We start from the raw sequence: 13677 nt of genomic DNA on the forward strand, positions 1-13677 counted from the left end.
TATCCGCAATTGGCTTTATTCTCATTCAGAGAGTGTTGTAGCACCCGCTGAAATATGAGTTCCAAGTTAATTTATTAAGAAGATAAACTTTCGGCGATAGCTTTTGCCGCTACTTCATCCGTTATAAAAATGGTTTGCTTTGGTGCTACCTTAAAGTACGATAGCATCGCCTTCACTTTTTGTTTACCAGCAGCGACTGCAATGACTTGCTTACTTCTTTGCACTTGCTCAAACTGAATACCGATTGTTCGAATTCGATGTACAATTTCGCCTTCTGCATTGAAATAATAACCAAATGCTTCACTAACTGCACCCATTTCTTCGAGTATCCGTAAATCCTCCGGCGATGAATTACGACGAACAGCCATTTCTTCTGCCGAGCCAATACCATGAATAACACAATCTGCATGATCATAATAATTCATCATTTCAGTTACCATTGGCTCTGTTAACATTGCTTGATAGGCCTGCTCACTTAAATGCTCCGGTAAAAATAATGTGCGATACTGTGCATCCATCTTCATGGCAAATGTTGAGACAAGTGTATTGGCTTGCATTTGCATTTCATGCCCAATACCTCCACGAGCAGCAACAAATGTGATGTTGTTTGCGTCAGCTGGCTGTAAAAATTGCGCGAGTGATGCAACCGACTTGCCACCAGTAACAGCTACTATTTGATCATCAAAGGTTGTTGACATAAATTGCTGTGCTGCCTCTTTTCCAAGCAATGTTAATATCGTATCGTCTTCATTGTAATCACCTGGAACAACAATTACATGCTGGAAGCCAAAATGGTTTTTCAATGATTTAGCTAGCTGTGTAAGACCAGACCATTCATAGACTAGTGCTCGTAGCTTATCTATAACTGCTTCACCTTCGTCTGTACATACCATGCCCGACTTTTGAGAATCTAATAACCCTTGCTCGCGTAAAATATCCGTTTCTTTACGAATTTCTCGTTCAGTCATTTTAAGTGAATCAGCAAGTGTCCGACGCCCAATTGGCTGCATAAGCTGAACTGTTTGCAAAATACGATATCTCGATTGTAGAAGCGGATACATTTCTGGAAGTAGCCTTTGCTGTGCCTCAGGTACAGATAACATATTAATCTACTCCCTTTTCAATAGCGGTGGGTTATTTTTCGTCCCACTATTTAAAATTATGTCCCACTTACAATTTCATTATAATACGCTTTATAAATAATGTAAAGTAACAAAAAACTTGTTTAATTTACAATAAAGCCGTTTAAAATAATAAATTTGTTTAGTACGAGGAAGAATTATTTGAAGTTGAATGAAGCTCTCAATTCTTCAACTATGAAAACGTTGAATAATATGGAACCATTTTACAATTCATTCGTATTAATAGATAATTGGGTATATCAGAAAAATAGTTAGCTCACATATATAAGGGAGGGTTTCAAATTGAATAACTCTATTTCGAAGGCTTTAGAATGTCCAAAATGCGGAGGGAAGGAATTGGGGAAAGGTAAGCAAAATGGATATGGAGTAATCCATCCTGAAAATAAGATGAGTATAGGTTCAGCTGTTGAATTCATCATTTGCACAGAATGTGGATTTATAATCGAAAGCTATGTAAAAAAACCGGAGAAATTTAAGGGTACAATTTTTTGAGGAAATATTGTAAATAAAACCTAAAAGGAATTTTTTTATTAAAACACTCTGGAATTAGCGTTCATTGTATGTAGACACATAAAGGACTATTTATTTTATGTATAGTGGCCTAATTGTGAATACGCTAAAGTTTAAATTAGCTTTTTTTGCAAAAGACAATTGCAAAAAGAAAGGATTAGGTGATTGGAGTGGAGGCTGGGCGACTCCTTGGGGATCAGCAATAGAGGAACGAAGGCTAAAACCATCACCTCCTGTGATAACGCCTTCGTGACCAACATCGTGTTGGCCCGAGACCCTGGAGCGAGCAACGCGAGTGAAGCGGCTCATCGGACGCCCCCAGGAAGCTCTGCTCTGCGCGAAAGCGAAGCGTCAGCGGCAAAGCGCCCAGCCAGAACGGAAATCAACCACACGTTATGCTGATGAGTCTGATAAATATAAATATCGTGTTGTTTCTAGTATTAATGAAAAACTCGTAGCCAATTAGACATGGCTACGAGTTTTTTGTTAGCTTATTTTGTGTAAGATAAAATTGCGTTTTTCTTAAATCCGCATAAAGCTTTTGTTGCTTCATTTTTATTTGTGTATTCAAAAATACGAACGTCCTTTTTCTCAAATACTGTAATAACCCACATGGTGAATTCTCCCTTCAACTATACGTTTTTGTAATATAACAATCACTAAAAATGTGATGCAATTGATAAACTGTTTTATAACAACCTCTTACTGATTCCTATTCTACTCTTATTTTTTTAAAAATAAAGCCAAATGTGAAGGTCTTCACAAACTGTTCAAATTCTAAACGCTTTCATTGAACAATTTGTGAATTGTGGTTATTACCGCTAAAAATTCGGGTAAAGTAACTATCAATTTTGTCGATGTTGGTCACTCAGTCTTGTGTTGTTGTTGTTGCTTTCGCACAGATAAATTGCCATAAGACGTGGCGTTCTTAGCCTGAGTTCCTCTTTTCAGTGGATGTTTGGACACACTCTGAAAGAAATTAAAAAATTCCGCTCCTTCCTCACTGCTACATACATAGCAAGAAAAATGCGAAATTTTTAAGGTTCATCTATTGTTTTGTCTCATTAAACGTGCGATTTGTTGCTCATTTGTATGTTCGATTTCTTCTAATTTTTGAATTACTAATTGTTGTCTATCATTAGAATGATTCTGGCTTAACTTCTTCTTACCTTCCATACTTAAGATTTTTAATTTAAAGCCTTGAACTCCTTTGTTTAGATTGCTTACAAGCTGATCATCTACCTGAGTTAAGCTATATGTGCTGGTATGATGTTCATATTTTTTAATCATGTTGTTAAAGGATTGTATCAATTCATCATCGTGTTCAATAAGTTCGATTTCTCCATAAACATGTACTGCTACATAATTCCATGTTGGGACAGCTTGATTTGTTTCATACCACGAGGGAGATATGTAGCAATGTGGCCCATGAAATATTGCTAAAACCTGTTGATTTTCAATATCCTTCCATTGAGGATTTCCTTTTGCAAAATGCCCAATTAAACAGTCCTTAGTGTTATTCAACAACAACGGGAGATGTGTAGCAACTGGCATTCCTTCATGAGTTGAAAAGAGTGTTGCAAAACTGTTCTCCTGAATCACTTCTATCATCTCGGATCTATCCTTCATTTTAAAAGCTGCTGGTACGTACATAAGCAACTCCCCCTTTGTTATTCGCTACACAAATGCTCCATAAGTGTTGCGTAATCCAAATTGCCGTATTGTATTACTTGCCCATCCTTTTCTACTACCGGAATCATTAACATATACTTTTCATGTATGCTCTCATCTTCTTCAATATTAATAATTTCAAGATCGAAATCTATATCTTCCTGTACGAGCTTTAAAGTATGCAGTCCCTCTACACAAAGTCCACAATTATCTCGACTAAAAAATTTCACGTTCAATTACAGCACCTCCCTTAAGAGCTATTATAAAACGAAACAGCTATTAATAAGCAAGATACCGTAATGACACCTTTTGTTTATTGTTTAATTGTTTCAGAATCTTTTTTTACAACATCGGTATTCTTGCCAATAATTACGGACGCCACAACAATGAAGGCTATTACAATAGTAAATAATGTAATGGGTTCATTGAGAAATAAAGCTGCAAAAATAATCATTAAAAATGGCTGTAAATATTGAATTTGGCTTACTCTTGAAATGCCTCCCATAGCCATTCCACCATACCAGGCTACATATGCTAAAAATTGACTCACAATAGCAAGATACAAAAAGCTAATCCAAGCTTTTAAAGGAGCATGCAACATCTCAACTGATACGTTTAGTAACACTGGAATAATAAGAAAAGGAGTAGCAATGATAATTGCCCAAGCAATTACTTGCCAGCTTCCTAATTCTCGTGCTAGTACCCCTCCTTCAGCATAGCTAAGTCCGAGTATAATGACTGCTGCCAATAATGCTAAATCTGCAACATGTAATTGGCCCAGTCCAAGATACATAGCGTAAATCATTACTGCCAATGCCCCAACTATACTTGATATCCAAAATTTAATGGACGGAATTTCGCCTCCTCTTATCATTGCAAACCCCGCTGTAGCTAAAGGTAAAAGGGCTAACTCTACAGCTCCATGAGAAACTGGCAAACTTGTCATAGCCCAAGAGGTGAGCAAGGGGAATCCTAAAACTGCGCCTAAAGAGACAATAATTAAACTCTTGAATTGACGAGCAGTGGGCAGTTTTTCTTTTTTCACAACTAATACAAGAGCAACTAAAATTGAAGCTACTACCGCTCTTCCTAAGCCAACAATTGTAGTCCCGAAATATTCTACTGCTACACTTGTTGCAGGTAATGTTAAGCTGAAACAGATGACGCCCACTAAGCCTAATAATAACCCCATTTTTTCCTTCTTATTGTCCTGCACCATTACCAACCCCTTATATTTTTATACAAATCTGTACCATTTGTGCTGGTATAATAAATATTAAGAGGAACTACCGTAAAAATAAACGGTATTTTCCGTCATCTGTCCTGGTACAGAATAAAGGAGGCTTTGCATTGTATACAAAATATAATGAGGTTATTGATGAAATTAAAGCTCAACTGGCACAGGGATTACTTATAGCGGGTAGTAAACTTCCTTCAGTACGACAACTTTCTGAAAAATTCTCCTGCAGTAAAAACACAGTTGTTAAAGCATATGAAGAGCTAGAAAAAGAGCACTTAATTTTTTCTGTTCCTAAAAGCGGCTATTATATTGTCAATGAATTTCAAAATCCAGACAGTAAAAATGATATTATTGACTTTTTGTCTGCTGGTCCAGATAAAGACATCATACCCTACATTGATTTTCAGCACTGTATCAATCAGGCCATTGATACTTATAAAGAAGAATTATTCACTTACACCGATCAACAAGGTCTATACTCTTTACGACTTCAAATGGTGAAGTATTTGCAAAGCTTACAAGTATTTACTGAACCTGAAAGATTATTTATTGTGTCTGGCTCTCAGCAGGCTCTTAATTTATTAGTTTCTATGCCATTTCCAAATGGGAAAAACAATATTTTAATTGAACAGCCTACTTATTTTGGCTTTATAGAGTCTGCCAATTTACAGCAAGTGACTACGTTCGGGATTGATTTATCTATGGATGGAATTGATTTCGATCGTCTAGAATATATATTTCGCAATAACGATATCAAGTTTTTCTATATTGTTCCGAGGTTTCAAAATCCACTTGGACATAGCTATACAAATAAAGAGAAAAAAAGGATTGTAGAATTAGCGGAAAAATACGATGTCTATATAGTTGAGGATGACTTTTTAGGGGATTTGGATCCAAATACTAAATCCGATCCATTATTCGCGTACAATCCTTCTGGCAGAGTTATTTATATTAAAAGTTTTTCTAAAGTTTTTCTACCTGGTTTAAGAGTTGCGTCTTTAGTTCTTCCAAAAATAATGACTAACAATTTTTTACGCTATAAATTTACTGCCGATTTTAATAGTTCGGTTCTTTCACAAGGAGCATTAGAAATTTATTTAAAAAACGGAATGTTTAATAGCCATATTAAGAAAATAAAAGAGCTATATTATAGAAAAATGAAACATCTTCAGGAAGCTTGTGAGTTATTGCTGCCAAATAACACGCATTATACGAAACCCTCTTCAGGATTTTATCTTACTATCTCCCTGCCCGAGAAAGTGACTGCAAAGCAGATCGTCAATTTGTTAAAAGAGCAAAATGTCCTTGTGGATGATGCAGCTAGAATGTTCCTACCAGAATATAAAAAGGAAAATCTGATTCGATTAAGTATTTCTCAAGTGAATGAGCGTCAAATTCATGTTGGAGTAGAAAAGCTAGCCCGTTGTATCGCATTAATTAACAATAAGAAAAATGATATATATCGAAATACTTTTCAGCTCTTATAACGGCTCTTCATCCAAATAAGTCTCGACTGTACAATCGGGAGTGGCAAGAACAATTTAGAGTCTTCAACTAGAAAAGACTGTGCAAGAAATTTGTGCACAGTCTTCTTTATATTATTTTTTTAGGTGGCTATCTAAGAATTTTAGCATTGCAGTGTAAAATTCGATACTGTTTTCTTCATTACGGAAACCATGGCCTTCATTATCCTTCACCATGTATTCCACATCAACACCTCTTGCACGTAATGCTTCAACGATTTGATCAGATTCAGCTTTGTTTACACGTGGATCATTTGCACCTTGAGCTACAAATAGCGGTGTTTTAATTTTATCCACATGGAAGACAGGTGAAGCTGCTGTTAATAGCTCCTTATCTTTTTCAGGATGCCCTACACGCTCATAAAGCATTTCACGCATTGTTTCCCAATATGGAGGGATTGTATTTAATAGTGTAAAGATATTCGATACACCTACGTAATCAACTGCTGCTGCATATAGATCTGGTGTATAAGTGATACCTGCTAATGTTGCATAACCTCCAAAGGATGCACCATAAATTCCGATGCGTTTAGGGTCTGCAATGCCTTGGTCGATTGCCCATTGTACGCCATCTGTAATATCATCCTGAATTTTCAGACCCCATTGCTTATTACCAGCTTCAAGGAATTTTTTACCGTATCCTACGGAAGAACGGAAATTGACTTGTAGTACTGCATAACCACGATTTGCTAGTAATTGCACCTCAGGATTAAAGCCCCACATATCACGTGCCCATGGTCCACCGTGTGGATTGACGATAAGTGGCAGATTTTTAGCCTCTTTGTTTTTCGGTAAAGTTAAATAACCGTTAATTGTTAGACCGTCTCGACTTTTATATGAAATTGGGTGCATTTCTGCAAGCTCCTCTTGTTTTAACCAAGGGCTTAATGTTGCCATTTCTGTCATTTCATCTGTTGTTGAATCGTAGTAATAATATTTTCCGTAAACAGTGTCACTAGAAACGTTAACAATGAATTTTGTCATTTCTTTATTGTAATCATTAATGCTTAATTCACTTTCTTGAACACCTAATTTGTTTTGAATTTTACGGAATATTTTTTCAAAGTCCTCGTCAAAGAATTGATAGTGTCCTTTATCTGTTATATATGCACCGTATAATAATTTATCTTTCTCAGAATTATATAATACACCCATTACATCCACTTCTGAGTTGGACATAATTACTTCCTCATTACCTTCTAAATCATATTTCACTACTTCTACTTTATCTCTTCCTTTATTAGTAGTTGCAAAAATATGTTTATTGTCTTTAGAGAAAGCAAGTGGCATTACTTCATCTCCTGCTTTCATTTCAATAAATGGTTTGAATTCATCTTTCTCTGAGTCACGGTAAAGGACTGTTCCTTCTACACCATCTGAAGCAACTGCCATACGTACATTTCCATCATGATCTGCTAACCAACTTGAAATATTACCTGGGTTTTTCGCAACATGTTTAGTTTCTCCAGTCTTCACATTAAGCTTGTACACATCAAAGACTTTTGCATCTTCTTTATTCATCGTAATAAGGATTTCGTCTTTAACGCCCTGTAGATCACTTAATAACCCAACTGTTACGTTCGGATATGGCGTTAAATCCTTTTCCTCATTACCATTAAATGTTGTTGAATAAATGTGGAAGTTTTCATCGCCACCTTTATCCTTTACATATAGTAAATTATCATCTTTCCAGAAGGATCCACCAATATCGCGATCTGTTGAACTAGATACGCGTACTGGCTCACTATCATCATTCATTTTCTTTACGAACACATTTGAACGATTTTCCCATGCAGATTTATAAGTAATGTAATTACCATCTGGTGAAAGCTGATAGCCGGCGTTTCCTGGGTGTTTCATGAAATCTTCGACAGAAATTTCTTTAACACCTTCATTATTGCCGACACCGTTTTTCACATTTTTAGCATTGTTCAAGATTTTAACCGCATCTTGTTTAGAAATCGTTTCACTAGCTGACAGACCGTTAAATAAACCAAGCTTATTTGCTTTTTCTTGATACTCAGCTAGTGTTGCTTCTTTTTCTTCTTTATTTAAAGCTCTTATTAAAATACGTGCCGCTTCATCACGTTTTATATTGATACTTAAATCTTTTAATTCTTCTCCCTTTACCCATTGATCAATGATTTGCTGACGCATTGTCTCTGATCCGTGTTGGAATGTTAGAGCTGTTACAGTTAAATCTAAAAATTCTTTAGCAGATAGACGTTCCTCTTTTACTTCTACTTGACTACTAGTTTCATTGGCAGCGCGCACTTCCTGCATAGAAACTGGAATGACTGCAGATGACGTTAAAATAACCGCTAATGATGCTGATAAAAACCTTTTTTTCAAAATGATTCCCCCTTATATCAGTACGTATTGTATAATTTGTAAATATAATGAAATTATAACAATTTCGGTACCTTTGTCAATTGTTGGTTCGTATGATAAAAAGAGATATTCTTTATAGTAGGACCTTAAATAATAAAAGACTGTGCAAGAAACTTACTTCCTGCACAGTCTTCTTTCTTATTATTTTTTTAGATGGCTATCTAAGAATTTTAGCATTGTATTATAAAATTCAATGCGGTTTTCTTCGTTTTGGAAGACATGACCTTCATTGTCCTTCACCATGTATTCCACATCAACGCCTCTTGCACGTAATGCTTCCACAATTTGATCCGATTCAGCCTTATTTACACGTGGATCATTTGCACCTTGAGCTACAAATAGTGGTGTTTTAATTTTATCCGCATGGAAAACAGGTGAAGCGGCTGTTAATAACTCTTTATCGTTCTCTGGATGGCCTATACGCTCATAGTACTGTTTACGCGCTGTTTCCCAATATGGAGGGATTGTATTAAGTAATGTAAAGATATTTGATATACCTACATAGTCTACCGCTGCTGCATATAGATCTGGAGTGTAAGTAATACCAGCTAAAGTTGCATACCCTCCAAATGAAGCACCGTAAATTCCGATGCGTTTTGGATCTGCTATACCTTGATCGATTACCCATTGTACACCATCTGTAATGTCATCTTGGATTTTTAGACCCCATTGTTTATTACCAGCCTCTAAAAACTCTTTCCCATAGCCAGTTGAAGATCGGAAATTCATTTGTAGTACCGCATAACCACGGTTTGCTAGTAATTGTACTTCAGGATTAAAGCCCCACATATCACGTGCCCATGGTCCACCGTGTGGATTGACGATAAGTGGCAGATTTTTAGCCTCTTTATTTTTCGGTAAAGTTAGATAACCGTTAATTGTTAGACCGTCTCGACTTTTATATGAAATCGGATGCATTTCTGCTAGCTCCTCTGGGTTTAACCAAGAGCCTAATGTCGCTAATTCTGTTATTTCATCTGTTGTTGAATCGTAGTAATAATATTTTCCGAAAACAGTGTCACTAGAAACACTAACAATGAATTTTGTCATTTCTTTGTTGTAATCATTAATGACTAATTCACTTTCACGAACACCTAATTTATTTTGGATTTTACGGAATAGTTTTTCAAAGTCCTCGTCAAAAAATTGATAATGTGTCTTATCTGTTACATATGCACCATATAATACTTTATCTTTCTCAGAATTATATAATACACCCGCTACATCCACTTCTGAGTTGGACATAATTACTTCTTCATTGCCTTCTAAATCATATTTAACTACTTCTACTTTGTCTCTTCCTTTATTAGATTTTGCTAAAATATGTTTATTGTCTTTAGTGAAACCAAGTGGCATTACTTGATCCCCTGATTCCATTTCAATAAATGGCTTGAATTCATCTTTCTCTGAATCACGATATAGAACAGTGCCTACTACACCATCTGAAGCAACTGCCATACGTACATTTCCATCACGATCTGCTATCCAGCTCGTAATATTACCTGGGTTTTTCGCAACGTGTGTAGTTTCACCAGTCTTTAGGTTAAGTTTGTATACATCAAAGACTTTCACATCTTCTTTATTCATCATAATAAGAATTTCATCTTTAACACCCTGTAAGCTACTTAATACCCCAACTGTTACATTCGGATAAGGTGTTAAATCCTTTTCTTCATTACCATTAAATGTTGTTGAATAAATGTGGTAGTTTTCATCGCCACCTTTATCCTTTAAATATAGTAAATTATCATCCTTCCAGAAGGATGCATAAATATCACGATCCGTTGAGCTAGATACACGTACTGGCTCGCTATCGTCATTCATTTTTTTCACGAAAACGTTCCTACGGTTTTCCCATGCAGCGTTAAAAGTAATGTAATTGCCATCTGGTGAAAGCTCATATCCAACGTTTCCTGGATTTTTCATGAAGTCTTCGACAGAAATTTCTTTCACGCCTTCATTATTGCCGACACCATTTTTCACATTTTTAGCATTGTTCAAGATTTTAACCGCATCTTGTTTAGAAATCGTTTCACTAGCTGACAGACCATTAAATAAACCTAGTTTATTAGCTTTTTCTTGATATTCAGCAAGTGTTGCTTCTTTTTCCTCTTTATTTAAAGCTCTTACTAAAATACGTGCTGCTTCATCACGTTTAATATGTACACTTAAATCTTTTAATTCTTCACCTTTTACCCATTGATCAATGATTTGCTGACGCATTGTCTCTGATCCATGTTGGAATGTTAGAGCTGTTACAGTTAAATTTAAAAATTCCTTAGCAGATAGACGTTCCTCTTTAACTTCTACTTGACTGCTAGTTTCATTGGCAGCGCGAACTTCCTGCATAGATACAGGGATAACCGCAGATGACGTTAAAATAACCGCTAATGATGCTGATAAAAATCTCTTCTTCAAAATGATTCCTCCTTATATCAGTACGCATTACGTATTTTGTAAATACAATGAAATCATACCAACTTTAGCATTTTTGTCAATTGTTGGTTCTGATGAAAAAGACTACGCAAGAAACTTACTTCCTGCACAGTCTTCTTTCCTATTATTTTTTTAGATGGCTATCTAAGAATTTTAGCATTGCATTATAAAATTCAATGCGGTTTTCTTCATTCTGGAAACCATGTCCTTCATTATCTTTCACCATGTATTCCACATCAACGCCTCTTGCACGTAATGCTTCAACGATTTGATCAGATTCAGCCTTATTTACACGTGGATCATTTGCACCTTGAGCTACAAATAACGGTGTTTTAATTTTATCTACATGGAAGACAGGTGAAACAGCTGTTAATAGCTCTTTATCTTCTTCTGGATGTCCCACGCGCTGATAAAGCTGGTTACGCAATGTGTCCCAATACGGAGGGATTGTATTTATAAATGTAAAGATGTTGGATACACCTACATAGTCCACTGCTGCAGCATATAGATCTGGAGTGTAAGTGATCCCTGCTAAAGTTGCATAACCTCCAAATGATGCACCGTAAATTCCGATGCGTTTAGGGTCTGCAATGCCTTGGTCGATTGCCCATTGTACACCATCTGTAATATCATCTTGAATTTTTAGACCCCATTGTTTATTACCAGCCTCTAAAAATTCTTTTCCATAGCCAGTTGAAGAACGGAAATTCACTTGTAGTACTGCATAACCACGATTTGCTAGTAATTGCACCTCATTATTAAAGCCCCACATATCACGTGCCCATGGTCCACCGTGTGGATTAACGATAAGTGGCAGATTTTTAGCCTCTTTGTTTTTCGGTAAAGTTAAATAACCGTTAATCGTTAAGCCATCTCGACTCTTATATGAGATTGGATGCATTTCTGCAAGCTCCTCTGGGTTTAACCAAGGGCTTAGTGTTGCCATTTCAGTCATTTCATCTGTCGTTGAATCATAGTAATAATATTTTCCGAAAACAGTGTCACTAGAAACACTAACAATGAATTTTGTCATTTCTTTGTTGTAATCATAAATGGCCATTTCATTTTCTTGAACACCTAATTTATTTTGAATTTTACGGAATAGTTTTTCGAAGTCCTCGTCAAAGAATTGATAATGAATCTTATCTGATACATATGTACCATACAATACTTTATCTTTCTCAGAACTATATAATACACCCATTACATCCACTTCTGGATTGGACATAATTACTTCTTCATTGCCTTCTAAATCATATTTAACTACTTCTACTTTATCTCTTCCTTTATTAGATTTCACCAAAATATGTTTATTGTCTTTAGTGAAACCAAGTGGCATTACTTGATCTCCATCTTCTATTTCAATAAATGGCTTGAATTCATCTTTCTCTGAATCACGATAAAGAACAGTGCCTACTACACCATCTGAAGCAACTGCCATACGTACATTTCCATTACGGTCTGCTAACCAGCTCGTAATATTACCTGGGTTTTTCGCAACATGTGTAGTTTCTCCAGTCTTCACATTAAGCTTGTACACATCAAAGACTTTCACATCTTCTTTATTCATCATAATAAGGATTTCATCTTTAACACCCTGTAAGTTACTTAATACCCCAACTGTTACATTCGGATAAGGTGTTAAATCCTTTTCCTCATTACCATTAAAAGATGTTGAATAAATGTGGTGGTTTTCATCGCCACCTTTATCTTTTACATATAGTAAATTATCATCTTTCCAGAATAATCCCCCGATATCACGATCCGTTGAATTGGATACACGTACTGGCTCACTATCGTCATTCATTTTTTTCACGAAAACGTTTAATCGATTTTCCCATGCAGAAGCATAAGTAATGTAATTGCCATCTGGTGAAAGTTCATAGCCCATGTTTCCTGGATTTTTCATAAAATCTTCTACGGAAATCTCTTTCACACCTTCATTATTGCCGACACCATTTTTCACATTTTTAGCATTGTTCAAGATTTTAACCGCATCTTGTTTAGAAATCGTTTCACTAGCTGACAGACCATTAAATAAACCTAGTTTATTAGCTTTTTCTTGATATTCAGCAAGTGTTGCTTCTTTTTCCTCTTTATTTAAAGCTCTTACTAAAATACGTGCTGCTTCATCACGTTTAATATGTACACTTAAATCTTTTAATTCTTCACCTTTTACCCATTGATCAATGATTTGCTGACGCATTGTCTCTGATCCATGTTGGAATGTTAAAGCTGTTACAGCTAAATTTAGAAACTCCTTAGCAGATAAACGTTCCTCTTTTACTTCTACTTGACTGCTAGTTTCATTTGCAGCGCGCACTTCCTGCATAGATACAGGGATAACCGCAGATGACGTTAAAATAACCGCTAATGATGCTGATAAAAATCTCTTTTTCAAAATGATTCCTCCTTATATCAGTTCGTGTTATATCGTTAGTCGATATAATTGAATTATAACAATTTTATCTTTATTGTCAATTATTGATAATAATTAAACATATTTGACTTTTAAACCAATAAAAAAGTGAACTGCAATGAGCTCACTTTTTGAATATAATCAATTATGCCTCGGCATAATTATTTAGGCCAACCTTACATTCATCTCACCACCTATAGAGGAGGGAGACTTCTGTAACTGCCGTTTCACTTTCGTTACAAAAAACATCTGTAACTGCCGTTTCACTTTCGTTACAAAAAACATCTGTAACTGCCGTTTCACTTTCGTTACAAAAAACATCTGTAACTGCCGTTTCACTTTCGT

The 13677-nt window shown here is 35.8% G+C and carries 10 protein-coding genes; 2 read left to right on the forward strand and 8 right to left on the reverse strand.

The window, feature by feature from the left end; genetic code table 11:
* Positions 1-74: 74 nt before the first annotated feature.
* Positions 75-1103, reverse strand: a complete 1029-nt coding sequence (locus ACMZ42_RS09525; RefSeq protein ID WP_415731303.1) for a sugar-binding transcriptional regulator — start codon at positions 1101-1103, stop codon at positions 75-77.
* A 321-nt stretch (positions 1104-1424) separates the two neighbouring features.
* Between ACMZ42_RS09525 and ACMZ42_RS09530 the strand changes: the two genes are divergently transcribed.
* Entirely contained in the window at positions 1425-1634 is a 210-nt protein-coding gene (locus ACMZ42_RS09530) for a transcription initiation factor TFIIIB (protein WP_415731304.1), read from the forward strand.
* Between the two features lie 509 nt (positions 1635-2143).
* Here ACMZ42_RS09530 and ACMZ42_RS09535 read toward each other — a convergent pair.
* The 4 genes from ACMZ42_RS09535 to ACMZ42_RS09550 form a co-directional block, all read right to left on the reverse strand.
* Positions 2144-2266 carry a hypothetical protein gene (locus ACMZ42_RS09535; RefSeq protein ID WP_255350026.1) on the reverse strand — a complete coding sequence of 41 codons (123 nt, stop codon included), beginning with the start codon at positions 2264-2266 and terminating at the stop codon, positions 2144-2146.
* Between the two features lie 430 nt (positions 2267-2696).
* Positions 2697-3305 carry an FMN-binding negative transcriptional regulator gene (locus tag ACMZ42_RS09540; protein ID WP_415731305.1) on the reverse strand — a complete coding sequence of 203 codons (609 nt, stop codon included), beginning with the start codon at positions 3303-3305 and terminating at the stop codon, positions 2697-2699.
* A gap of 17 nt (positions 3306-3322) precedes the next feature.
* Positions 3323-3559, reverse strand: coding sequence for a glutaredoxin family protein (locus ACMZ42_RS09545; RefSeq protein ID WP_415731306.1), 237 nt, complete (start codon positions 3557-3559; stop codon positions 3323-3325).
* A gap of 77 nt (positions 3560-3636) precedes the next feature.
* Positions 3637-4542 (reverse strand): DMT family transporter, encoded by a 906-nt coding sequence (locus ACMZ42_RS09550; RefSeq protein ID WP_415731307.1) that lies wholly within the window; start codon positions 4540-4542, stop codon positions 3637-3639.
* A gap of 131 nt (positions 4543-4673) precedes the next feature.
* Here ACMZ42_RS09550 and ACMZ42_RS09555 point away from each other — a divergent pair, with 131 nt between their 5' ends.
* Positions 4674-6050, forward strand: coding sequence for a PLP-dependent aminotransferase family protein (locus ACMZ42_RS09555; protein WP_415731308.1), 1377 nt, complete (start codon positions 4674-4676; stop codon positions 6048-6050).
* A 111-nt stretch (positions 6051-6161) separates the two neighbouring features.
* Here ACMZ42_RS09555 and ACMZ42_RS09560 read toward each other — a convergent pair whose 3' ends face one another.
* The 3 genes from ACMZ42_RS09560 to ACMZ42_RS09570 form a co-directional block, all read right to left on the reverse strand.
* On the reverse strand, positions 6162-8438 hold the full coding sequence (locus ACMZ42_RS09560) for a S9 family peptidase (protein ID WP_415731309.1): 2277 nt from the start codon (positions 8436-8438) through the stop codon (positions 6162-6164).
* Between the two features lie 180 nt (positions 8439-8618).
* Positions 8619-10895 (reverse strand): S9 family peptidase, encoded by a 2277-nt coding sequence (locus tag ACMZ42_RS09565; RefSeq protein ID WP_415731310.1) that lies wholly within the window; start codon positions 10893-10895, stop codon positions 8619-8621.
* 142 nt (positions 10896-11037) lie between these two features.
* Positions 11038-13314, reverse strand: coding sequence for a prolyl oligopeptidase family serine peptidase (locus ACMZ42_RS09570; RefSeq protein WP_370081837.1), 2277 nt, complete (start codon positions 13312-13314; stop codon positions 11038-11040).
* Positions 13315-13677: the final 363 nt, after the last annotated feature.

Origin of the sequence: Lysinibacillus sp. NPDC056185 (assembly GCF_047737915.1) — a bacterium.
Classification (GTDB): domain Bacteria; phylum Bacillota; class Bacilli; order Bacillales_A; family Planococcaceae; genus Lysinibacillus.

What these genes read in the sequence shown, in the direction of transcription:
- ACMZ42_RS09525 (WP_415731303.1), bottom strand. Translation starts at nt 1,103, where the DNA reads ATGTTATCTGTACCTGAGGCACAGCAAAGGCTACTTCCAGAAATGTAT.
- ACMZ42_RS09535 (WP_255350026.1), bottom strand. Translation starts at nt 2,266, where the DNA reads ATGTGGGTTATTACAGTATTTGAGAAAAAGGACGTTCGTATTTTTGAA.
- ACMZ42_RS09540 (WP_415731305.1), bottom strand. Translation starts at nt 3,305, where the DNA reads ATGTACGTACCAGCAGCTTTTAAAATGAAGGATAGATCCGAGATGATA.
- ACMZ42_RS09550 (WP_415731307.1), bottom strand. Translation starts at nt 4,542, where the DNA reads ATGGTGCAGGACAATAAGAAGGAAAAAATGGGGTTATTATTAGGCTTA.